General features: G+C 68.6%; 19 protein-coding genes. 13 read left to right on the top strand and 6 right to left on the bottom strand.

The features are described from left to right. Position 1: 1 nt before the first annotated feature. Complete coding sequence (locus FCN18_RS34730; RefSeq protein WP_137097183.1) at positions 2-1,555, bottom strand: hydantoinase/oxoprolinase N-terminal domain-containing protein; 1,554 nt, start codon at positions 1,553-1,555, stop codon at positions 2-4. Continuing rightward, the gene (locus tag FCN18_RS34725; RefSeq protein WP_137097182.1) at positions 1,552-2,628 is read right to left on the bottom strand and encodes a DUF917 domain-containing protein; all 1,077 of its coding nucleotides are present in this window, start codon (positions 2,626-2,628) and stop codon (positions 1,552-1,554) included. Before FCN18_RS34725 ends, FCN18_RS34730 begins: the two co-directional genes overlap by 4 nt. Before the next feature lie 145 nt (positions 2,629-2,773). Between FCN18_RS34725 and FCN18_RS34720 the strand changes: the two genes are divergently transcribed. From FCN18_RS34720 to FCN18_RS39875, 3 genes are all read left to right on the top strand, one after another. Continuing rightward, positions 2,774-3,769 carry an ornithine cyclodeaminase family protein gene (locus FCN18_RS34720; protein WP_137097181.1) on the top strand — a complete coding sequence of 332 codons (996 nt, stop codon included), beginning with the start codon at positions 2,774-2,776 and terminating at the stop codon, positions 3,767-3,769. Between the two features lie 235 nt (positions 3,770-4,004). Beyond that, complete coding sequence (locus FCN18_RS34715) at positions 4,005-4,913, top strand: LysR family transcriptional regulator (RefSeq protein WP_158303232.1); 909 nt, start codon at positions 4,005-4,007, stop codon at positions 4,911-4,913. A gap of 76 nt (positions 4,914-4,989) precedes the next feature. After that, positions 4,990-6,198: a mandelate racemase/muconate lactonizing enzyme family protein gene (locus FCN18_RS39875; RefSeq protein WP_206078051.1), complete on the top strand. Its 1,209-nt coding sequence runs from the start codon at positions 4,990-4,992 to the stop codon at positions 6,196-6,198. Positions 6,199-6,439: 241 nt separating this feature from the next. Here FCN18_RS39875 and FCN18_RS34695 read toward each other — a convergent pair whose 3' ends face one another. After that, positions 6,440-7,756, bottom strand: a complete 1,317-nt coding sequence (locus FCN18_RS34695) for an SLC13 family permease (protein ID WP_110342930.1) — start codon at positions 7,754-7,756, stop codon at positions 6,440-6,442. 25 nt (positions 7,757-7,781) lie between these two features. Beyond that, positions 7,782-8,543, bottom strand: a complete 762-nt coding sequence (locus FCN18_RS34690; RefSeq protein ID WP_452624893.1) for a maleate cis-trans isomerase family protein — start codon at positions 8,541-8,543, stop codon at positions 7,782-7,784. 195 nt (positions 8,544-8,738) lie between these two features. Between FCN18_RS34690 and FCN18_RS34685 the strand changes: the two genes are divergently transcribed. Further along, positions 8,739-9,527, top strand: coding sequence for an IclR family transcriptional regulator (locus FCN18_RS34685; RefSeq protein WP_323808392.1), 789 nt, complete (start codon positions 8,739-8,741; stop codon positions 9,525-9,527). A 413-nt stretch (positions 9,528-9,940) separates the two neighbouring features. On the opposite strand, the gene FCN18_RS34680 is transcribed toward FCN18_RS34685, so the two are convergent. Continuing rightward, positions 9,941-11,434 (bottom strand): aldehyde dehydrogenase (NADP(+)), encoded by a 1,494-nt coding sequence (locus FCN18_RS34680; protein ID WP_137097179.1) that lies wholly within the window; start codon positions 11,432-11,434, stop codon positions 9,941-9,943. A 151-nt stretch (positions 11,435-11,585) separates the two neighbouring features. Between FCN18_RS34680 and FCN18_RS34675 the strand changes: the two genes are divergently transcribed. The 9 genes from FCN18_RS34675 to FCN18_RS34635 all read left to right on the top strand — a co-directional run bounded on the left by FCN18_RS34675 (position 11,586) and on the right by FCN18_RS34635 (position 21,896). Continuing rightward, a complete protein-coding gene (locus FCN18_RS34675) occupies positions 11,586-12,824 on the top strand; it encodes a CaiB/BaiF CoA transferase family protein (RefSeq protein ID WP_228714273.1) in 1,239 nt (412 codons plus the stop codon). Between the two features lie 43 nt (positions 12,825-12,867). After that, positions 12,868-13,998, top strand: a complete 1,131-nt coding sequence (locus tag FCN18_RS34670; RefSeq protein WP_137097178.1) for an acyl-CoA dehydrogenase family protein — start codon at positions 12,868-12,870, stop codon at positions 13,996-13,998. Further along, entirely contained in the window at positions 13,995-15,185 is a 1,191-nt protein-coding gene (locus tag FCN18_RS34665; protein WP_110342934.1) for a CaiB/BaiF CoA transferase family protein, read from the top strand. Before FCN18_RS34670 ends, FCN18_RS34665 begins: the two co-directional genes overlap by 4 nt. Positions 15,186-15,232: 47 nt before the next feature. Next, a complete protein-coding gene (locus FCN18_RS34660; protein ID WP_206078049.1) occupies positions 15,233-16,348 on the top strand; it encodes a zinc-binding dehydrogenase in 1,116 nt (371 codons plus the stop codon). Further along, the gene (locus FCN18_RS34655; RefSeq protein ID WP_228714272.1) at positions 16,345-17,478 is read left to right on the top strand and encodes a glycoside hydrolase family 88 protein; all 1,134 of its coding nucleotides are present in this window, start codon (positions 16,345-16,347) and stop codon (positions 17,476-17,478) included. The genes FCN18_RS34660 and FCN18_RS34655 overlap by 4 nt, the downstream gene beginning before the upstream one ends. Positions 17,479-17,526: 48 nt before the next feature. Beyond that, the gene (locus FCN18_RS34650) at positions 17,527-18,684 is read left to right on the top strand and encodes a GAF domain-containing sensor histidine kinase (protein WP_110342936.1); all 1,158 of its coding nucleotides are present in this window, start codon (positions 17,527-17,529) and stop codon (positions 18,682-18,684) included. After that, complete coding sequence (locus FCN18_RS34645) at positions 18,677-19,312, top strand: response regulator (RefSeq protein WP_137097177.1); 636 nt, start codon at positions 18,677-18,679, stop codon at positions 19,310-19,312. Before FCN18_RS34650 ends, FCN18_RS34645 begins: the two co-directional genes overlap by 8 nt. Positions 19,313-19,388: 76 nt before the next feature. After that, positions 19,389-20,378 (top strand): AMP-binding protein, encoded by a 990-nt coding sequence (locus FCN18_RS34640; RefSeq protein ID WP_137097176.1) that lies wholly within the window; start codon positions 19,389-19,391, stop codon positions 20,376-20,378. A gap of 186 nt (positions 20,379-20,564) precedes the next feature. Further along, positions 20,565-21,896: an MFS transporter gene (locus FCN18_RS34635; RefSeq protein ID WP_110342939.1), complete on the top strand. Its 1,332-nt coding sequence runs from the start codon at positions 20,565-20,567 to the stop codon at positions 21,894-21,896. Between the two features lie 413 nt (positions 21,897-22,309). Here the strand turns inward: FCN18_RS34635 and FCN18_RS34630 are convergent. Next, positions 22,310-22,649 (bottom strand): hypothetical protein (locus FCN18_RS34630; protein WP_206078048.1); only part of this gene is annotated, 340 nt, incomplete at its 5' end.

Raw genomic sequence — 22,649 nt, 5'->3', positions numbered from 1 at the left:
CTCACGCCCCCAACGGACCGGCGGCCTTGACCTGCACGCGGCAGGCCTTGCCCGGCAGGTAGGACAGCGGGACCTCCACTACCGAGGTGATCCGCACCCGCTTGGCGTGGGCGCCGGCGCGGACCGCGGCCTCGGTCGCCAACCGCACGGCGTCCTCCACACAGGACTCACGGCCGCGTGGCTCGTACCGGTACACCCGGTCGACCGCACCCGAAGCCTCGGCGATGGCAGCCCCGAAAGCGTTGGCCACGGCATGGTTGGCGGGCCGGATCACCTCCGACACCCCTGGAACGGTATCCGGCACCAGATGTGACCCTCCACCGACCGCGATCAGCGGCATCGCGGCACGGCTGGCTTTCATCCGCTCCGACATGATCTGGATCTGCTGGTCGGTCCACGCCAGCGCGGCGTCCACAGTGGCCTCGTCCGTACCGGATACCAGGGCGGGATCACCGAACCCGTGCAGCCGTCCCGCCCGCACCGAGATGTCGGACAGGGTCAGCGTGGAACCGCCACGGACGAGCGCATCGGAGACCACGCGGTAGCCGACCGAGGCTGGGCCGACTTGGACGTCGGGACCGCTGCCCTGCACCGTGGTTCCGCCGCCCAGACCGATCGAGATCAGGTCTGGCATCCGGAAGTTCGTGCGCACGCCGCCCACCTCGACGGCCGCGGAGGATTCCCGAGGGAATCCGTCCACCAGGATGCCCACGTCCGCCGACGTTCCGCCCACGTCGATCACCAGTGCGTCGGACAGCCCGGCCAGCGCACACGCGCCGCGCATCGAGTTCGTCGGCCCGGAGCCCACGGTCAGAATCGGGAAGCGCACGGCCTCGTTCGCCGTCATCAGCGTTCCGTCGTTCTGGGTCAGATAGGAGTCCACCTCGATGCCGTGTCCGGTCAGGGCGGAGTGGAACCCGTTGACGACCCGGCGGGCAACCCCGAGGAGGGCGGCGTTGAGGATCGTGGCGTTCTCCCGCTCCAGCAGCCCGAGGGAGCCGACCTGGTGGCTCAGCGAGACCGGGAAGTCCGGGCCGAGCTCGGCCGCGAGAAGCTCAGCCGCCCGCAGTTCGTGCTCGTTGCTGGCGGGGGCGAACGGGCTGGATACGGCGATAGCCGAAACTTGCCCCGCACACTGCGCCGCGAACTTCGCGACGGCCTCGACGTCCAGCGGCGCGATCTCCGTGCCGTCGTACTCGAATCCGCCACCGACGATCGCGGACGGGCCGATCACGGTCTCGTGCAGTTCCTTCGGCCAGGCGGCACCCGGCCGCACCGCCAGCGACGACGGCGCGGCCAGCCGGATCACACCGACCCGGCCGAGTTCACGGCGCTGGATGATGGCGTTGGCGGGATGGGTCGTGCCCAGCATGGCCCTGGTGATCCTGCGGACGTCGACGCCGGCGATCACCTGCTCCAGGGCCGAGGTGATCCCGTCGAAGGGATCCGGTGTCGTCGCGGCCTTCGTCGACGCGACCACCGTACCGGGCCCGTCGACCACGACGGCGTCGGTGTTGGTCCCGCCGACGTCGATTCCGATGCGCAGAGTGCTCACGGCTGGCCACCTCCCAGGGGCACGTAGTCGACGTCGTAACCGAAGGCCTGGGGTCCCACGATGTCCAGGAACCCTTCGCGGTGCCACTCGGGCGCACAGGGCAGGCCGATCACGTCGACGCGCTGGCCGTAGGCGAGCATCTCGGTGGTGATCGGCTGGGCGTTCTCGTGGTCCAGCAGGCAAACCAGGTCGGGTGAGGTGATCACCGGGCGGTCGCCGTCGAACGCGATCAGGAACTCGTTCTGGATCTCCACCCGCATCGTCCGGCCGGGGTCATCGAAATGCTCGATCATCACGGTGCCCTTGGCGAACCCGTCGGTGGTGTGCCGGTCGAGATCGACGATCTTGCCGGAGAAGTATTTTCTCGCCTGGGCGAAGGACAGGAACTCGTCGTAGGCACCGGCCTCACCGCGCTGCACGGCCGCCAGGCGTTTGCCCAGTTCGGTGCAGTAGGTCATCGATCCGCGAATGCCGTGCTCGATGATCTGGCCCGCGGTCAGCGGGTAGCAGGAGATCGCGTTAGCCAGCCCGAGCATGATCGCCGTACCGCGGGCAAGTTTCTCCGAGACCTGGTTGGTCGTCGTGGAGAAGACGACGACGTTGCCCTTCTCATCCGCCATGCTCATCGGCCCGGCGGGCACACCTGCCAGGGTGAAGACGGTCATCTCCAGCTGTGGGAAGGCGCGGCGCATCGAATCGGCGTCGACGATCGGCAGGCCCAGCTCGGCGGCAACCGCGAGCGGGATGAGCGTGTTCATGCCACCGACCTCGATCGGCATGATCGCCACCGGCTTCTCGCCGATGAAACTGGACAGCGCCGTGACGGCGCCGACGAACTCGGCTCCGGCCGGCACCTTCTCCAGGATCACGGTCGGCGCGCCGATCACCGCGACGGTCAGCACGCGGCCGTCGGGTGGGAGCTCGGCCGCGTCGACCACGGTCACGGGGCCGTGGTCCTCGATCGCCTGGCGGGCCATGAGCCGCGCGATGTAGGGATCTCCGCCACCGCCGGTGCCCAGCAGCGTGGCCCCCAGGGTCAGCTCGTCGATGTCGTCGACAGTCAGCAGGCGCATCCGATCCTCCTCACGGGAAGCGCTGGATCCCGGGACGCTATGTCCCGCCCCCGCGCACGACGTGTGCTGGAGGCCCAATCGACGACAGCACGTTGGGCATCCAGCCCAGTGCGGAGCGGCCCGGAGTGGTGCACTCTACGAGTTCATGACGGCCGACAACCGACTTCTGGTCCTCACCCGTGCGGACGTCGAGAGACTGCTCGACCTCGACGCCGTGGTGCGTAGCCAGCGCACCGCCTTTGCGGCACTGGCCGGGGGGACAGCTGACCTGGCGCCACGTCTGCTGCTGCCTGGCGCGGAGAAATCGGTGGCCTTCTGTTACGCCTCGCGGCTGTCGCCGGAGGCCGGGGCGGTGGCCAAGTTCGGCAGCGTCAACCCCGGCAACCGGGCCCGCGGGCTGCCCAGTGTCTCCGCAACCGTGCTGGTCCTCGACCCCGCCACCGGCCGGCCGCGAGCCCTTGTTGACGGAGAGGGCATCACGACGGCGCGGACCGCGGCGGCCACCACACTGGCCGCGCAGGAGCTCGCGCGCCCGGGAGCGACCCGGGCCGCCGTGCTGGGTTCCGGTACCCAGGGCCGCGCGCACATCCGCGCGCTGACCGGCCACCTCGGTCTTTCCGACGTGCTGCTGTGGTCCCCGAACCAGGAGAATCGGGAGTGCGCCGCGGGGGCGCTGTCCGGCGAGCTGAGCAGCACGGTCACCCCTGTGGCGACGGCGGAGGCTGCGGTCTCCGGTGCGGACATCGTGGTCACTTGCACCACGAGCCGCGAGCCCGTGCTGCGCGCCGAATGGCTGGCGCCGGGGGCGACCGTCCTGGGCGTGGGATCATTCGCGCCCGACCGTCGCGAGGTGGGCGACGACCTGCTGCGGCGCGCGACGAGCGTCGTAGTCGACCACGCGGAGACCGCGGTGCGGCAGGCTGGGCCGATCGTTCACGCACTGGGGACCGGTGTGCTGCGTGAGGACGAGCTCATCAATCTCGGCGACGTCGTGCTCGGCAAGGCATCCGCGCGCTCCGCCGACACTGATGTCGTCTTCTACAACAGCGTGGGGGTCGGGGTGCAGGATGCGGCGGTCGCTTGGCTCCTACTGGAGCGGGCCGAGGTTGTCGCCGCCGGGACCCGGATCGATCTGGGCTGAGTGGCCGGTATGGACGTTGTCGTCATCGGTGCCGAGGCCATCGGACTGTCGTCCGCGTACTTCCTGGTGAAGGAGGTACCCGAGTCTGCCAACCGCGCCGGAAGGCTATGGGCGTCGACGGTAGCCGTATTAGGACGCATTTCAGGATAATCGAGACCCGATACGTTCTTCACATGCGCAATCGACCTGCTTACGGTGGTCCCCACTGATGGAGCCGGGCAGTGGAGGTGAGGACGTGGAGCTGAGGTTTGTCACGGCGTTCATCGCTGTAGCGGAGGAGCTCAGCTTCACGCGTGCCGCGGCGCGGTTGAGCATGGCGAGCTCGCCGTTGAGTCAGCAGATCCAGCAGTTGGAGCGGGATCTCGGCGTGCGGTTGTTCGACCGGTCCACGCGGCATGTCGAGCTGACGCCGGCCGGGCTTGCGTTCTTGCCCGAGGCGCGGCGCATCATCGAGGATGTCGAACGGGGCAGGCGGATGGCGCGGCATGCCCACGAGGGCCTGACCGGTCGCCTGGCCATCGGGTTCACGGGCTCGGCGACGTACAAACTGCTGCCGCTCGTCGCCCGCGACTACCGGCGCCGCCATCCGCTGGTGGCCCTCGAGCTCGCCGGCGAGATGATCAGTCAGTACCAGGTCGCCGGCCTGCTCAATGACTCGTTGGACATTGGTTTCCTGCGGCCTCCGATTCGCGAGTCGGAACTGGCCACGATGACGCTGCGGTCGGACCCTTTCGTCGCGGCGTTGCCGGCCGCGCATCCGCTGGCGGGCCGGGGCACCATCGACATCGCTGAACTTGCCGACGAGGACTTCGTCATGTACCCGGGCCGGTTCACCTCCGGGGTCATCGAGCGGTTCCTGTCTGCCTGCAGTGATGCCGGGTTCACCCCGAAGGTCGTGCAGGAGGCCACGGAGACGTACACGCTGATGTGTCTCGTCGCCGCGGAGGTCGGTGTCGCGCTCGTGCCCGAGCCCACGACCGGGCTCAGCATGAGCGGCGTCGTGTACCGGCCGCTCGCCGATCCCGCTCCCACGATCGATCTCGCCGCCGCATGGCATCCGGATCATCGCTCGCCGGTGCTCGACGGCTTCCTCCAGTTCCTGCGAGAACGGTTCACGGATCATTCTCGCGCCGCTCCCGAGTAGACCCGAAGTTCTCCTTCCGGCACGCGCCTGCGCGCGGGCCATGTTGCCCTGCCCTCATCCAGTTAGGACCGCACCCATGACCGTTGTCGCTGTCGACGCGATCCCGTTTCGACTGCCCTACCACCAACCGCTACGGATGGCGGCGGGCGACATTCACGCCGCCGAGCACGTGCTGATCCGGGTCCGTGATGACAGTGGCGTGTGTGGTGTGGCCGAGGCGCCCGCCCGGCCGATGTTCTATGGCGAGTCGCTCGCCTCGATCGTGCACGCGGTGCGCGAGTGGTTCGCGCCCGTGCTCGTGGGCACGGATCCGTTCGCTGTGCGCGCCCTCGCGCCCTCGATCGACCGGATTCCGGCCAACAACACGGCGAAGGCGTCACTTGACCTCGCGCTGCACGATCTTCGAGCGCGGCTGTTGGAGCAGCCCCTGTTCCGCCTGCTCGGCGGCACCCGGTGTCCGCTCCGGGTGACCCACATGCTGGGCCACGGCGCGCCCGAGGCCGTGGCGGACGAGGCGGTGCGGATGCGGGAGAAGTACGGGATCACCGCGTTCAAGATCAAGGTGGGTTATGAACCGGCGGCCGATGTGCGGCTGGTTGGGGCCGTCCGCGCCGCACTCGGCGACGAGGCGTTGCTGTACGTGGATGCCAACTGCGCGTACCGGGCGGAGGAGGCGCTCGCAGCCGTGCTGCCGATGGTGGCCGAGTACGGCATTGCCTGGGCGGAGGAGCCCACACGCGCGGATGACCGGCGCGGTCGCAGCCGGGTCGCTTCTCGTGCGCCGGTCCCCGTGCTGGCGGACGAAACGGTTCCCACGCTGGCGGACGTGACCCGCTCTTTGGAGGACGGGACGGCGTGCTGGATCAGCATCAAGGTGGCGCGAACCGGGATCACGCAGTCCACCGACATCGCCGCGGTGGTGCGCGCGCACGGCGGTCGAGTTCTGCTCGGCAGCCAGGGCGACAGCGGGCTGGGCACCCTCGCGTCCCTCGCGTTCGCCAGTGGAGACCCGTTCGCCGCCGAACTGCCGGGGTCCTCGTCGACTTTCCCATCACGCGGACGACCCTGGTCGACCGGCCCCACCTGCTCGTGGCACTGGCGGCGGTCAAGCAGGCCACAGCGGCCGCCAACACGGAGGTCGGCGCACTCGACCGCAACAGAGCGGACGCCATCGCGAAAGCCCGCACCGAGATCAGAAACGGCCGCCTGCACGAGGAGTTCGTCGCCGACCCGATCCAGGCAGCGCCGTGCCGCCCTGTTCGCCGGCACCGTGCCCGCCCGATGACGGTTCTGATCTCCGCCACCGGCACCACCCTGGACCCCGGCCACGTACCCCATGGTCGCCGCCGTGATCGGGCTGATCGCCGCCTTCTCGACGAGCGAGACCATGGGGAACCCCTCGCTGAAGGCGGAGGATCTCACCGGCGAGGACAAAGTCTGAGCCGATACCTGATCAGGACGCCAATGTCGTGGCGGTTTCCCACTGTGCCGGTCGAGGCGACCGCGCTGGCATCGACAGCAGGCGATCAGCCGATGCCGAGTTGGACGAAGACCAGCCATGCGATACCGGGGATGATGGCGATCATCGCGACGGCCCAGATCAGAAGCATGCGGAAGAACGGCTTCTCGTTCTTGGGCTCCGCACTTGCGAGCAGCAGGGCGCCGCTTGTCGACATAGGACTGACGTCCACCACGGACGAGGCGATCGCGATCGTGGTGATGACGCTGACTGGTCCCAGCACCGGGTCCGCCGCCAGCGGCGCCACGACCGGGCTGATCGCTCCGAGAGTGCCCGTCGTCGAAGCGAAAGCGGACAGGACACCGACGACGTAGCTGGTGGCCAGGGTCGCCAGCGAGCTGGCACCCGCCCCCTCGATGGCGTTGCCCAGCGCGTCGATCGCGCCGATCTCCTTCAGCAGGCCGACGTACATGACAATGCCCGTGACGAGCAGCACTGCCGACCACGGAAGTCCCTCGATGGCCGGCTTCTGGATGCTGGGCCGCAACGCGATGAGGGCCAGCGAGATCACCAGTGCGGAGACCCCGACGTCGAGGTTGAGCACCAACGTCAGCAGCAGCAGCGCTGCGACGCCACCAAGGACCGTCAACCTCAAGGGGGTGACCTTGGCGTCCGTCACGCGCTCGGCCCGGGTCGCGACTGCGGTGCCACCGCCGCCAGCGAGTTCGGGGTCGTCGACGACCGGTTGGTCAGCGTCCGGAACTTCGTGCTTCGCACGTCGCCGGACGGTCCACGCCTGGACGGCGGCGTAGCCGCCCACGGCGAGGAGCGCGTTGAAGACGAAGCAGTAGAGGTAGAGCCGTAGGGTGCCGTCCGCGGCACCGGCTGCGTCGAGCATCTCGTTCGCCACCACGCCGAAGGGGTTGACCGGTGAGAAGGCCCCCGCGTTGGCACCTTGGACGATGACCAGGCCCATCGCGAGGGTGCTGATTCCGAAGCGCTGCCCGAGGGCGAGAGCGACCGGCGCGACGATCGCGACCGCCGCGGGCGTGAACGCTCCGGCGGTTGCCAGCAGCGCGGTCAGCGCGAACATGATGACCGGCACGAGAAAGCGCCGCCCGGCCGTGAGCCGTTCAGCCCACGCGGCGAGCATGTCGATCGTCCCCGTGACACGGACTATCGAGAACAGCAGGGTGGCGCCGACCAGGATGAAGAACAGATCGGCGGGGAAAAAGCCCATGACGGTGTCGGTGTCGAGGTCGGTCAGCAGCAGCCCGACCCCGAAGGTCGCGACGATGGCGATGAGACCGGCGTTGATGTTGGTGACGGCACCCACGAGGAACGCAGCCACCAAGATCAGGAAGGAAACAGTCACAAGGGACATCGTTGTCCTTTCAGAACGGACGAGTTCAGAGAGCGGAGTTCGGGCGGGCGAGCAGGCTCCCGGCACCTGGGATGGCCGGTTGGTGACCCAGCGTATTCAGGATTTCGTAGGTCGTGGCCGTCGCTGCGGTGATCACCGGCAGTTCGAGCTCGTCCTCGGCACGCTGGACGGCGGCGAGTGACGGCATCTGCACGCAGGCCGACAAGATCACCGCGTCCGCGCCTTCACGCCGCAGGTCGCCGGCGATGTCGGGCAGTTTCCCGGGGTCTAGTCGGCCGACCGCCACGTTGTCCTCGACTTCGAGGCTGATGTCGTCGAGGATCTCGATGCCCTCGCTCTCGATGTACTGGCGCACCGTCGCAGTGAGCGGACGCATGTACGGGGTGACCATGACGGCCTTCTTCGCGCCGATCTCGGTCAGCGAGCGGACCAGCGCGCCGGCGCTGCTGACGACCGGCGCGGGATTGCCGTTGTTCCTGGCCGCGTCGGCGATGATCTGCTCCGACTCCCGGTGTGCCCCCGGTCCCTGGGCCATGACTGCCACCAGGCAGGCGTAGGCGATGACGTCCGGTTGGGCGTCGGAGACCGCGGTCGCGCAGTCGGCGGCCTTTCCGACCATGGCCGCCAGCTCTTCCTTGTTGACCGTCCGCATGCCGGCGCGCGCGGAGTGGAAGGTGTAGACGTGTCCCGTCGCGGCTCCCTGGCGGCGGAATAGCTCGGGGAGTTCGGTCTCCATCGTGGTGTTCGAGCTCGGCACGATCAGCCCGATCCGGGAGACCCCGGGCAGCTTCGCCAGGGAGTCGCTGTCGCAGGCGCAGTGGTGAGCGGTCACGGTTCTCCTCGTCTGTTGCGGGCCAGGTGGCTCCAGCCTCTCACGCTCATTACATCGTGAGTTATGGACTCATAATGTAAGTTGCTATAGTCCATGTCAAGGCAACGGCGCGAGCGCGCCGGGTTCCAGACTTCCTGAGAGGGGCGCGCAGTGGTGACCGAGCGAGGCCCAGGTACTCCGCCGCTGCTGGTGCTCGAGAAGATCAAGCGGATCCTCGACTGCTTCTCCGTATCGGCCCCTGAACCGACCCTGCGCGAGATCATGCAGCTCAGCGGGTTGAATCAGAGCACGTGCCAGCGCTTGGTGCACAATCTCGTGCGGGAGGGCTTCCTGGACCGCTCCGGGGATCGCTACCGGATCGGGCTGACACTGGTGCAGCTCGCGGCGCCCGGAACATTCGGACTCGACGTCGTGCAGCGAACAAGGCCGGCCCTGCAGCGGTTGTGCGACGAGACTGGCGAGACCGCGTGCCTTTACGTGCGCGACGGCGCGTTCAGAACGGTGATCGCCGTGGCAGAAACACGTCACATTGTGATGCGCTTGTTCAAAGTCGGCATGGTGATGCCGCTGCACGCCGGCGCCCCGGGCAAGGTTTTCCTGGCCTACGACCCCGCCGCGCGTGCGGACGTGGTCAGGGAAGGGCTGCCGAGGTACACGGCACACACGCCGATCGACATCGACGTGTTGGACGCGCAGGTCGAGCTCGCCAGGGCCAAGGGCTACGCGGCGTCCTTCGAGGAGCGACACGAAGGCGTCGGCTCGATCAGTGCGCCGGTGTTCGACCACGCCGGCGATTTGGCGGCGGTCCTCGGAATCGGAGCGCCGACACAGCGGGTGACCGAGGACGATGTCGACAGGCTCGCGCCCCTGGTCGTCGCGGCCGGGCAAGACGCCAGCACCGCACTCGGGTACCGGCCGAGCAAGATCCAGCCCGCCTGACCGGCCGGCGTCCGAGAAGGGAACACGATGCGCCAGCCGCGCCGCCCGCAATGGCCGATGTGGACGATGACATGTCGAGAACGGACGTCCCCGCCCCGGCCCGCGATGCGGCTGAGTCGCGCGAAACGGGTAGCGAGCGCAGTCGCCGACCGTGAAGATCGCCGGATCGCAGCTTGAACCCGCGTCCACAAAACGGGAGCACTCCAGGGCTGAGCTCACTCGGGAAGGCTGATCCCACCGAGCACGAAGATCATCATGAGCAACCTGATCCTGCAGCAGACCCGCATCCCCGCCGAGGCATTGCGCGAGCGGCTGGAGTCCTGTGTGAAATCCGAACGGGAGAATGCCGACCCGCGCGGCAAGCTGCGCATCCTGCCGCTACAGCGACTGACGGGCCGGCGCCTCCGTGGCCGTCAGCGGGTCACGTCCGCCGTCGTCAGCGCACCGTCGACGCGGCGCGGGATGCCGAGCTCGTTCCGGTCGCGCAAGGCCGGGGGCAACAGAGGATCCGGCACCGACTGGTAGGCGATCGGGCGGAGAAAGCGGCGGAGCGCGGTGACGCCGACCGAGGTGTGCATCGTGGTGGTGGCGGGGTAGGGGCCGCCGTGGTGCTGCGCCCAGCTGACCGCGACGCCGGTCGGCCAGCCGTTCCAGATCAGCCGTCCGGTGGCCCCGCCCAGCTCGGCCAGCAGGGCCGCCGCGTGCGGGTCACTGGCATCCTCGCCCTGAACGGTGGCGGTCAGCGTGCCCTCGAAGAGCTGCGCCGTCGGCACCAGCTCGGCGGGGTCGGCGTAGCTGACGACCAGCCCGAAGGGCCCGAAGCACTCGGTGAGCAGACTGTCGGCGTGCTCGGCGAGCGTGGCCATTGTGGTCCCGACCAGCACCGGCCGCACCGCGAGCGGATCGGCGGGGCCGTCCTCAGGCGTGGGTGCGGTGATCGTCCTCACGCCCGGGAATCCGGCCAGGTCCGCGGATAGCCTGCGGAAGGCGACGCCGAGCCCGGCGTGCAGCAGCCGCATCGGTGCGGTGGCCGCCTCGGCGGCGAGCACATCCTCCAGGTCGCTTTCCTCGGGAATCAACAGCACGCCGGGCTTGGTACAGAACTGGCCCGCACCCAGGAATACGGAGCCGAGGAACTCCCGGGCGATCTCCTTGCCCCGGGTCCGCGCCGCCGCCGGTGTGACGAATACCGGGTTGAGGCTGCCCAGCTCGCCGTAGAACGGGATCGGCGTCGGCCGCGCTGCGGCCAGGTCGGCCAATGCCCGGCCGCCCGTGGTCGACCCGGTGAAACCGACCGCGGTGATCCGTGGGTCGGTGACCAGGTCACGACCGACGTCCATGCCGTGCACCACGGCGAAGGTGCCCTCCGGGGCACCCGTGGAATGCAGCGCGTCCGACACGACGTGCGCGTAGGGGCCGGACAACCGCGGCTGCGCCGGGTGCGCCTTGGCCACCACCGGGCAGCCGGCGGCCAGTGCGGACGCGGTGTCCCCGCCGCAGAGGCCGAACGCGAACGGGAAGTTGCTCGCGCCGAACACCGCGACCGGGCCGAGCGGGACCAGCATCCGCCGCAGGTCGGGACGAGGCGCGGGCTGGGCGTCCTGGTCGGCCGGATCGATGATCGCCTCCAGCCAGGAACCCTCTTCGACGGCGTCGGCGAACATCTCCAGCTGTACGGCGGTCCGGTCAACCTCGCCGGCGAGCCGGGCGGTGCCCAGAGAGCTGTCCTCGTCGGCGAGCGGAACCAGTTCGTCACTGTGCGTGCGCAACGCGGTGGCGACCGCGCGCAGCATCGCCGCCCGGTCGGTGGGCGCCATGGCGGCGAGCTCAGGCGCTGCCGCCGCTGCGGCGGTGAGAACCGCCTCGTACTCATCCGGGGTGGTGTCCGCTTCCGCAGTGCCGGGCATGCTCGTTCCCTCTTCCCTCGATGTGCTCGCGAAATCCGTTTCTCCAGCAGGAGATCCCCGCCGGGCAGGAAAGCAACGATCGCAATGACCTGCCGAAAACGGGTACCTCCAGTTGGAGGTACCGGCATTTCTCGGGGCCGGGCGAGCATAGATGGACGCGGATCACCGCGACCTCGATGAGGAGGACAGTTTTGCTTTGCTCCCAAGCTTTTTCCGTGCAGCGGCCGCGCGTCTCGGTGGGCGGTGCTCAATGACCGGCCGGACGGGACCGCTCGCCGGGATCCGGGTGCTGGATATGACCCGGCTCGCGCCCGGACCCTACGGCAGCATGCTGCTGGCCGATCTCGGCGCCGAGGTGATCGCGATCGGCGGCGGCCGCTCCGGCCTGCCGGTCCCAGCGCTCTCCCGTGGGAAGGAATTCGTCACCCTCGACCTCAAGACGGACGAGGGGCGCGCGGCGCTGCACCGACTGGTCGCCGAGTCGGACGTGTTCATGGAAGGCTTCCGGCCCGGGGTCGCTGACCGGATCGGCGCGGGTTACGCCGAACTCGGCGAGATCAATCCGCGGCTGATCTACTGCAGCGTCACCGGCTACGGGCAGACCGGCCCGCTGGCCAGCCGAGCCGGCCACGACATCAACTACTTGGCGATCGGAGGGGCGCTAGGCACGTTCGGCCCGGCGGACGGCCCGCCGGCGCCGCCGCTGAACCTGGTCGCCGACTTCGCCGGAGGCGGGCTGCTCGCGGCCTTCGGCATCGTGGGCGCCCTCTACGAGCGGGAACGCTCCGGGCGTGGCCAGTACCTCGACGCGGCGATGGTCGACGGCGTGCTGTCCATGATGGGTATGAACTTCGTGGACTGGGGCGGGGGATCGCTGCCCCGGCGCGGGGAAGGCGTGCTTGCCGGGTCGATGCCGGCCTACCGCTGCTACGCCTGCTCCGACGGCAGGTACGTGGCGGTCGGCGCGCTGGAGAACGCGTTCTTCACCAACCTTTGGCAGGCACTGGACCTGGGCGAGGTGCCTAACCACCTCGACCCGGCGAACTGGGACATGATCTCCGAACGGCTCGACGCGTCGTTCCGGACCCGCACGATGGCCGAGTGGACTGAGTTCTTCGCTGAGATCGATGCCTGCGTGACCCCGGTGCTGGAGCCGCACGAACTCGCCGGGTTCGACCAGATTTCGCAACGTTACCAAGGCTTTCGCGCCGACTCTGTGCCCGCGGTGCCGGTGTACTCCCGCACCGCGGCGAGGCCGGGTGAGAGGGACACCGAGGACGCCACTGAGCGGGTACTGGGGCGCTTCGGAATCCCTCCCGAGCACGCCCGGAAGGCGGTCGGCTCGGCCGGCGACGGTGCCGTGAAGGGGCTGCGCTGGCCGCCGGTCTGACGAGGGCGCACTTGCCGGCAACACTTTCGAGGAGTAAGAGAGTATGGACACCGAATACCAAGATTTCCGTGACAGCGTGCGGAAACTGGCCGCTGACCGGATTGCGCCGCACGCCGCGGACGTGGACGACAAGGAACGCTTCCCCGAGGAGGCATGGCAGGCGCTGCGGGAGGCCGACCTGCCCGGCTTACCCTACGGCGAGAAGCTCGGCGGCTCCGGTGGTGACCTGCTGTCCCAGGTGATCGCGGTGGAAGAGGTCGCTGCGGTCTGCGGCAGCTCCGCACTGGTGCTGCTGGTCAACTGGGCGGGAACGTCCACTGTGGTCAGTCACGGCTCCGACGAGCTGCTCGAGGAGGTAGTGCCCGGGGTGGCGTCGGGCGAGGCGGGCGCGGCCTGGTGCATGACTGAGCCGACGGTCGGTTCCGACCTCTCCGGAATCAAGACCGCCGCCAAGCAGGACGGGGGCGACTGGATCCTCAATGGACAGAAGCGGTTTATCAGCAACGCGCCGTGGGCGGACTGGTACGCAGTGCTCGCACGCAGCGGCGAGCGGGACTTCGGGGTGTTCATGGTGCACCGCGACGACCCCGGAGTGTCCTTCGGCCCGCACGAGAAGAAGATGGGCATGCGCGGCAGCCCGACCGCCGACGTCATCCTCGAGGATGCCCGGATTCCGGCTCGTCGCGTGGTCAACGACCCGAAGCGGGGCTACAGCTACATCAACGGTGAGCTCAACGTCAGCCGCGCGCTGATCGCTGCGCAGGCGCTGGGCATCGCGCAGGGGGCATTCGACCAGGCGGTGTCCTACACCGCCGAGCGTGAGCAGTTCGGCCAGTCGCTGTCCCGCTTCCAGATGCTGCGCGGGATGGTCGCCGACATGGCGGTGAAGATCGAGTCCGCCCGCGCGCTGCTCTACGACGCGGTCGCGCTGATCAGCGCGGGTGACCCGCGCGCCCGGTCCCGTGTCTCCATGGCGAAGCTGCTGTGCAGCGACAACGCGATGTCGGTGGCCACCGACGCGCTGCAGCTGCACGGCGGCTACGGCTTTACCCGTGAATACCCGGTGGAGCGGATGATGCGCGATGTCAAGATCACCCAGATCTACGAGGGCACCAACCAGATCCAGCGCCTGGTCATAGCCAAGGACGTCTACGCGAAGCAGGTGCGCTCATGACCCAGGCACAGGCGCTCACCGGGATCCGTGTCCTGGACCTGGGCGAGATCATGCAGGGCCCGCTCGCGGCCCAGGTGCTCGGCGACTTCGGCGCCGAAGTGATCAAGGTGGAGCGCGGTGTCAACGGCGACATGATGCGTTCGCTGGACCGGGAAGCGGTCGAGGCGGGCGAGCCGTGCTCCTACTTCGTGGCGGTCAACCGGAACAAGCGCAGCGTGGGGCTGAACCTGAAGACCCGCGAGGGCATGGCGGCGCTGCACCGGTTGCTCGAGCAGGCCGACGTGCTCGTGCACAGCTACCGGCCTGCGGCCGTCCGGCGGCTCGGGCTGACCTACGAGGAGCTTTCCGAGCGGTACCCGAAGCTGGTCTACGCCTCCGCCTCGGGCTTCGGCGAGACGGGTCCGTACGCGCACAAGGCCGGTCAGGACATGCTGGCGCAGTCGCTGAGCGGGATGGCCCGCACGGTCGGAGACCCGCACCTGGCCGCGCACATCATGCCGGTGCCGGTGGTCGACTACGCTTCGGGCATGGCGCTGGCGCAGGGAATCCTTGCCGCGCTGCTGGAACGGGAACGCTCCGGGCGCGGGCAGAAGGTGAGTGTGAACCTACTCGACACCGCGCTCGCCCTGCAGACCTTGGAGAGCGCCTCCATGCTCATGTACGGGCGGGACACGAACTGGGTGACCGACTGGTACAGCGGGGTCTTCGAGACCAAGGACGGCATGGTCACTGTGCTGGGCCTGTTCCGGGAGAACGCGCTGCACCTGCTGTGCAAGGCGCTCGAGGTGGAAGACCTGAGCCGCCGGCCCGAGTTCGCCACCGCCGACCTGCAGGCCCGCAACAAGGAACAGGCCAACGAGGTGCTGCGGGACGTCGTCCGCGGGCTCACCACCGAGCAGGCGATCGAGCGATTCGACTCAGCGGACCTGCTTTCCGCTCCGCTGCTCACCCTCGAAGAGGCGCTGCGTCACCCGCAGGTGCTGGAGAACGGGACGATCACCCGGGTCGAGGTCGGAGGCCGGATCTCCACGCGGATCCTGGGCAACCCGGTGCGGCTCTCCCGCACCCCGGCCACGATCACCAGAGGCGTCGCCGACGTGGGTCAGCACACCGAGCCGGTGCTGCGCGAGTTCGGCTTCACCGAAGCCGAGATCGACGGCCTGCGGCAGAGCGGGGCCCTCCGGTGACGTCCACCGACATGGCCGCCGGGCGGCCGGAACAGGGAGACAAGCGAGTGAGCGAGCGAAACGCGGTCGTGCTCAAGGAGTTCGGCGCGGACCTGGAAATCACATCCTTTCCGGAGGTGAAACCGGAAGCGGGCGCGGTCGTCGTCGACGTCAGCCACGCCGGGATCTGCGGCACGGACATGCACCTGCAGCACGGCAAGCTGCCGATCCCGCTGCCGGTGGTCCTCGGGCACGAGGCCGTCGGTCGGGTCCGGCGGCTCGGGGAGGGGGTGGACACCGACGCCACCGGGGCGCCGCTGCGTGAGGGTGACTTGGTCTCCTGGGCGTCGAACATCCCGTGCGGCACTTGCTTCTACTGCGCACAGGAGGAAGAGCCCTCGCTCTGCGAGACCCGCAAGGTCTACGGCATCAACCAGAGTTGCGCCCAGTGGCCACACCTGTCCGGCGGTTGGTCCGAGCAGATTTACCTCCAGCCCGGCTCGACCATCGTGCGGCTGCCCGAAGGCGTCACCCCGGAACAGGTCATCGCGCTCGGCTGCGCCGGTCCGACGGTGGTGCACGCGGTGCTGGGCATCGGCAAGCCCCGGGAGGGCGACGTCGTGATCGTCCAGGGCAGTGGCCCGGTCGGCCTGGCCGCCGCGATGTACGCGACGATGGCGGGCGCGGCGAAGGTGATCGTCGTCGGCGGACCGGCCAACCGGCTCGAGGTGGCACGCCAGGTCGGCATCGGCGACGTGCACGTCGACATCTTCACCTCGACCAAGGCGGAGAGCCGGCTGGCGGAGGTGCTCGCCGAGACCCCGGACGGCCGCGGCGCGGACATCGTGATCGAGGCGACCGGTGTCCCGGCCGCGGTGGCCGAGGGCATCGACCTGACCCGCAAGGGCGGGAAGTACCTGGTCGTCGGGCAGTACACCGATCACGGTCCGACCCCGCTCAACCCGCACCTGATCACTCGGAAGCAGCTTCAGGTGCTGGGGAGCTGGGCCTTCTCGCCGAAGAACCACCTCGACTACGTGCTATCCGTGCCGGAGCTGGTGCAGCGCTTCGATCTGTCCAAACTGGTCACCCGGTACAAGCTGGGCGAGGTGAACGAGGCTCTGGTCGACATGCGCTCGGGCGCCACCCTCAAGCCGGTCCTGGTGAGCGGGGCGGTGTCATGACCGAGATGAGCCCAGAGACCATGCGGCGCTTCGACGACGCCGTGGCCCGGATGCTGTCCCGGGCCGAGATCACCGAACGGGCGGCGACCCAGGGCTTCCCGCACTTCGCCGACCAGAACACGGGGGAGTGGACCCTCTCTCCGGACGGCAACTGGACGGGCGGGTTCTGGGGCGGTCTGCTCGCGCTCGGCGCGGCCACCACGGGTGAGTCGCGCTACGCCGAGCTGGCCGGCGACATCGCCCGCCGGCTCACCGTGCGGGCGAGCTCGGAAACCGCGTTCCGCGGGTTCCTGTTCTTCTACGGCGCCGGGGTGGCGTACCTGACCGGGAAGAGCGCACCGGCCCGCGAATCCGCTCTGGCCGGGGCGCGGGGACTCGCGGCGAGCTTCAACCACGACGCCGGGGTGATCCCGCTGGGCGTTGAAGCCGAGGAGGCCGACGCGGTGGGCCAGGGCGCGGCGAACATCGACGCGGTGCCCGGCACGGTGCCGTTGCTTGCCTGGGCCGCGGCCGAACTGCATCAGCCGGAGCTGACCGAGATCGCCCGGCGGCACGCCGAGCGGCACATCGAGTACTGCGTGCGCACGGACGGGTCGGTCTGCCAGTCGGCGGCATTCGACGAGGGCAGCGGCGCACTCGTCCGCCGGTACACGCACAAGGGGCTCGACGACGACAGCACCTGGGCCCGTGCCCAGGCCTGGGCCATGCTGGGCTTCGGCCAGGCCGCCCGGTGGGTGTCGCCGGACTTCCTGGACACCGCGCTCACAGTGGCGGACTGGTGGCTGGAACACCTGCCGGAAGACCACATCGCGCCGTGGGACTTCGACGCCAAGGCCCCGCGGGACACCTCGGCGACCGCGATCGCCGCCGCCTCGTTGCTGAAGCTGTCCGTGCTGGCGCCGGACCGCACGCACTACCGCGAGCGGGCGCTGGCGATGGTGGACGCCCTCGTCACACGTTTCCTCACCCCGGTGGGGGAGGGCGACACCCGGCCTGCCGGGATCCTCACCGGTGGCTGCTTCGACTACCGGCGCGACTTGGCCACCGACAACGAGCTGGTGTGGGGCGACTATTTCCTCATGGAGAGCCTGCTGGTGCTACGGGGAGTGATCGAAGCTACGGCGCTGTAGGCCCCACTCGGGCTAAAATCGGGCAAATCTCAACGAGGAGAGACTGCTATGGCGGGTGCTTCGGAAACCGATGCGGACACCGTGCTCGACCAGCTCGCGCTGCGGCACTCCGAGCTGCTGGTGCTGCTGGACGAATCGGTCGCGATGAATTCGGTGGCCCGCCGCATCCGGGAGCTCGGTGCGTTCGACATGTCACTGGTCGGCCGCGTGGAAGCGGGGAACCGGATGGTGCACCGGAGCTGGCAGGGCACGACGAGCACGGCACTGCACCGGCTCGTCGTGCCCGAAGGCCTCGGGCTGGGCGGCAAGAGCATCGCCCAGCGCAGGCCGGTGTGGGTGCGAGACTACCGGTCGTCGGACGCCATCACGCACGAGTTCGACGAGCTGGTCGCTCAGGAGGGTCTGCGGGCGATGCTCGCCGTCCCGATGATCTACGACCGGGAAGTGCTCGGCGCCGTTTACGTGGGCATCCGCAGCCAGGCGTCGTTCGGGGACCAGGTGATCGCGCAACTCGAGGAGGCTGCGGCGGCCGCCTCGGTCTCCCTCATTAGCTCGCACCGGGCGAAGATGCAGACGGGGGTCGCGCTGGACGCCGATCGTCGCCGGATGGCGGCCGAACTGCACGACTCGGTCAGCCCGGTGCTGTTCCGGATCGGCGCGGAACTGCGCAGCCTGCGTTCGATGCAGGACCTCGACCGGATCCGCGGCCGCATCGACGAGGTCGAGCGCCAGGTCGAGTCGGTGACCGCGATGCTGCGCAGCTCGCTGGCCCAGCTCAACGAGCAGCCCCCGGAGCGTCAGCTCGCGGTGGCGATCCAGGAGGACTGCGAGGCGTTCGAGGAGCGGACCGGGATCCCGGCCAGGTTCGTCGCGCTCGCCGAGATCCCAGAACTCGCGCCCGGCCGCGTCGAGGCGCTCACCAGCGTCGTGCGGGAGGCGCTGGTCAACGTGGAGAAGCACGCGCACGCGTCGACCGTGGTGGTGAGTGTGGTCGTCGCGGACGGCCAGCTCACCGTGGCGGTCGCCGACGACGGGCACGGCTGGACGAACGGCGACGCGGTCAAGGCCGGCCACCTCGGCCTGCCGCTGTCGGTGCGCCGGATGGAACGGGTGGGTGGCGGCGTGTCGATCATCGGCAACGAGGACGGCGGCACCACGGTGCGGGCCTGGGTGCCCTGCCTGGTCGAAGGTGCCGACGATGAATGACCAAACCGAAGTCCGGGTGCTCGTGGTCGACGACCACCCGGTGATCCGCGGGGGCGTCGAACTGCTCGCGGCCGAGGATCCGTTGATCAGCGTGGTCGGTAGCGCGAGCACCGGGCACGAGGCGATCGAGACCGCGCAGCTGGTGCCGGCCGAGGTGATCCTGCTCGACCTCCGGCTGCCGGACATGCCGGCGCCAGAGCTGGTCACCCGGCTACGCCGGGTGGCGCCGGGTGCGAAGATCCTGCTGTTCACCGCCTTCGCCGACCACGGCGCGATCGACGTGCTGATCGAGGCGGGCGCGGACGGCTGCCTGGTCAAGGACATCACCGGTGGTGACTTCTCCACCGCGGTCCGGCGGGTGGCACGCGGGGTCCGGGTGGTCGATCCTCGATTGACCGGCCGACATGCCTCGGCGACGCCCGAACTGCTGTTCCGGGTCGGCCTCACCAAGAGGGAATACGAGGTGTTGCGGTTCGCCGCGATGGGGCATAGCAACCCGGAGATCGCCGATCAGCTCACCCTCGCGCGAAACACCGTGAAGACCTACCTGCAGACGGCGATGCAGAAACTGAATGCGCGAAACAGAGTGGAGGCCATCGCCAAGGCGCATGAGCTCCGGTTGCTCTGAATAAAGTTGATCAGAAGACTGCGGGAATTTCCCGCGGTGGCCGTGCTGCCTGAAAAGGCAGGAGGTGTGTGCCGTGATGAGTACCCGTCCATTCGGTGAAGAATGCGCGAGATCGAACTGGACAAATGAATTCTTGGACACCTGGGCGGACTGTGTGGGGCGACCGGCGATGATCTGGGCGCGCCGCGACGGTCGCCACCGCCTGCTGACCTTCGGCCATTTCGCCGACCGGGCGAAACGATTCGCGAATTTGCTGGCAAGTCTCGAGGTCGCGGCGGGCGAGTCGGTTGTGGTGCTGCTGCCGTTCGTGCCCGAGTGGTGGGAGGTGGCAGCCGGGGCGTTGCGCGCCGGTGTGCCGTTCGCACCGGTGCCCCACGGCGCGGGAGCAGCGGGCTTGACGGCCCACGCGACCGCGGCCACCGCCGGAATTCTCGTGGTCGACGAGGCGCATCTCGAGGCGGCCCTGGCCGTCCGGCGGGCCTGCCCCTCCGTGCGGCACGTGCTCTGCGTCGGCGGCCTGCCTCGCGCTGAGACGGTGAACTACCAGGCGGCGATGCACCTGGAGGACCCGGAGCACGAACCGGTGGTGCCGCGGGATCCGGTGCTGCTCACCGGCACCGCGCCGGTTTCCGCGCACGGCCACGCCGAGCTGTTGCGGGAATGGGCCGAACCCGGCCTGGGCTGGCTGGACCGGCGGCCGGACGATCTGCACTGGAACGGCATCCCGCGGGAGACCGTCGCCGGCTTCGTGTTCGGCCTGGTCGAACCGTGGTCGGCGGGCGCGGCGATCCTGGTCGGCGAAAATGGGGTTGATCAGGACCGCACGCTGCTGGACCGGTTCCCGGTGACCACGGTGTCCGCGCCGGGCCCGTGGTACGCGGAACTCGCCGGGCCGGAGGTGCGGAGCCTGCGGCACTCTGCCTTGCGCCGGGTGCTCGCCACCGGCAGTCAGCCGGACGCGGACGTGGCCCGGGTCTGGTACCGCGAAACCGGCCTCTGGATTCACCCCCGTCCGGTGCACGCCGAGCCGCCAGTGGGGCGCACGACCTTCCCGGAAGCTTATTAGGACACACCGGAAAACCAGCGGTGATAATGACCGTGCCATCGCTGGCTTTGGGTTGCGCGAATTGTGTTCGAACGACTACGAAAACCGACCTCTCCAGGTGGAGGTACCGCGTGCCACGGATCACGAAGACGCTTTTCTGTAATACCGCAACGGAATAAACCGCCCCTCCGAAACCAAGGAACACTGATGTCCAGGATCTCGCGCAGCGGAAAAGTAGGATTCGCCAGCGCCGTCGGCACCACCGTGGAATGGTATGACTTCTTCATCTACGGCACCGCCGCCGGACTCGTCTTCAACAAGCTGTTCTTCCCTCAGTTCGACTCGTTGATCGGTACGTTGCTGTCCTTCGTGACGTTCTCCGCGGCGTTCGTCGCTCGGCCGATCGGCGGGGTGCTGTTCGGGCACTTCGGGGACAAGATCGGCCGCAAGTCGATGCTCGTGCTGACCCTGAGCATCATGGGGGCGACCACGTTCGCGGTCGGCGTGCTGCCCAGCTACCAGACGATCGGGATCGCCGCGCCGATCATCCTGGTCACCCTGCGATTCATCCAGGGTCTCTCGCTCGGCGGCGAGTACGGTGGCGCGGTGCTGATGGCCGTCGAGCACGCGCCGGCCCGCCGCCGTGGCTACTACGGCAGCTGGGTGCAGATGGGTGTGCCGGCGGGTCTGATGCTCGGCAACGCGGTGTTCCTCGCCTTCGGGGCCATGTCGCCGGAAGCCTTCCTGTCCTGGGGCTGGCGGGTCCCGTTCCTGATCGGTGGCGTGTTCGTCCTCTTCGGACTCGTCGTGCGGTTGAAGCTGGGTGAGAGCCCCAACTTCGAGCGGCTGAAAGAAGACGAGAGCGTGGTCAAGCTGCCGATTGCGGTGGTGCTACGCAAGTATCCGAAGCAGGTGCTGTTGACCGGTGGTGCGTACCTGTCGATCGGCGTGACATTCTACCTCACCACCGTCTTCGGGCTCAGCTACGGCGCCCAGCAGCTCGGGTTCAGCCGTAACTCGATGTTGATGCTGGTTTTCCTGGCGATGCTGCTGACCTTCATCACGCTGCCGCTGTTCGGCGCATTGTCCGACCGGATCGGCCGGCGGCCGGTCTTCGCCGGAGGCACGGTGGCCATGGGTGCGCTGGCCTTCCCGTGGTTCTGGTTGCTCGACACCGGTTCGTTCCTCGCGGCCGGGATCGGATACCTGGCGATCTGCACCGGTTTCTCCGCCGCGTTCGGCCCGCTCGCCGCGTTCTTCGCGGAGGCGTTCGAGACGAAGATCCGGTACTCGGGCATCTCCTTCGGGTACACGATTGGCACACTGGCCAGCAGCGCGCTCGCGCCGATCATCGCCACCTGGTTGCTTGACCGCACCGGCGGCTACTCGGCGGTGGCCTGGTACATGATCGGCACCGCCGTGCTCTCGCTGGTGTGCACGTTCGCGCTACGAGAGACCTATGCCTCGGGCCTGCCGGACCAGGTCCCGGCGAAGGAGTCGAAGACGGGGAAGACCGAAACTGCGCTGGCCGCCGACTGATCAACCGACCCGGCGCGGCGGCGGGGCCCGGCATCGTCACCCACGAAGTCGGGCTCCGAGCCGTCGCACTTCGGCGCCAAAGCGCGCCCGAGGACGGGGTCACCGCTCAAGGACGACCAACGAACGTCTACAGATCGCGGACGCATGCTAGTCCTGGAGTCGTGTTTCCGATCTTGAACTCGCTGCGGTCGGCGCGCTCGCGTACGACGCGCCAGAACGACGGAGATCCTTGCCGCCGAGAGCCGGCCGACGTCGGTTACGTGGTCAACATGCACCCGGTGACCTGGCGGTGCAATGTCCGGCCTCGGTCATTCGGCCGACGCCGTATCGTTCTCTGTGGCATCCACCGCTCTGTCCAACATGAACAAAATCAGCTCGGCAAAGTTCTGGTTCGCAGTTTCGGCCGTTTTCTCTCAGCCTTGCGTGTGCTCGGGCGCGATGCTGATGTCGAGATTCGCGTTCTCGGGCCCTTGAGGAGACTCCAGCCGCGGTTTCTTGTTCGGTCGGCATGGTGCTGGAAGCTCGGCAAAGACCGTCTCCGCCTCGGCTCCTACCGTCGGGCGACGCAGGCGTAGTTCCGTGGTCTGGTAGTCGTGCGACGTTCGGCGATTGACGCGTTGGTAGTGGTGGTTCTGTAACCGGCCACTACCAACGCCGCCGAGAACATGCTGACCGGCACGCTGGAGCGGCCGTGTCATGACAACTGTGTAAGCCGCGGATGGACCAAGATCGGATTGCCCGACGCGATCCAGA

This window comes from Prauserella endophytica, from assembly GCF_005146945.1.
GTDB lineage: Bacteria > Actinomycetota > Actinomycetes > Mycobacteriales > Pseudonocardiaceae > Prauserella_A > Prauserella_A endophytica.
Note: the sequence above shows the minus strand (reverse complement) of the source record. Positions and strands in the feature narration are given on the sequence as shown.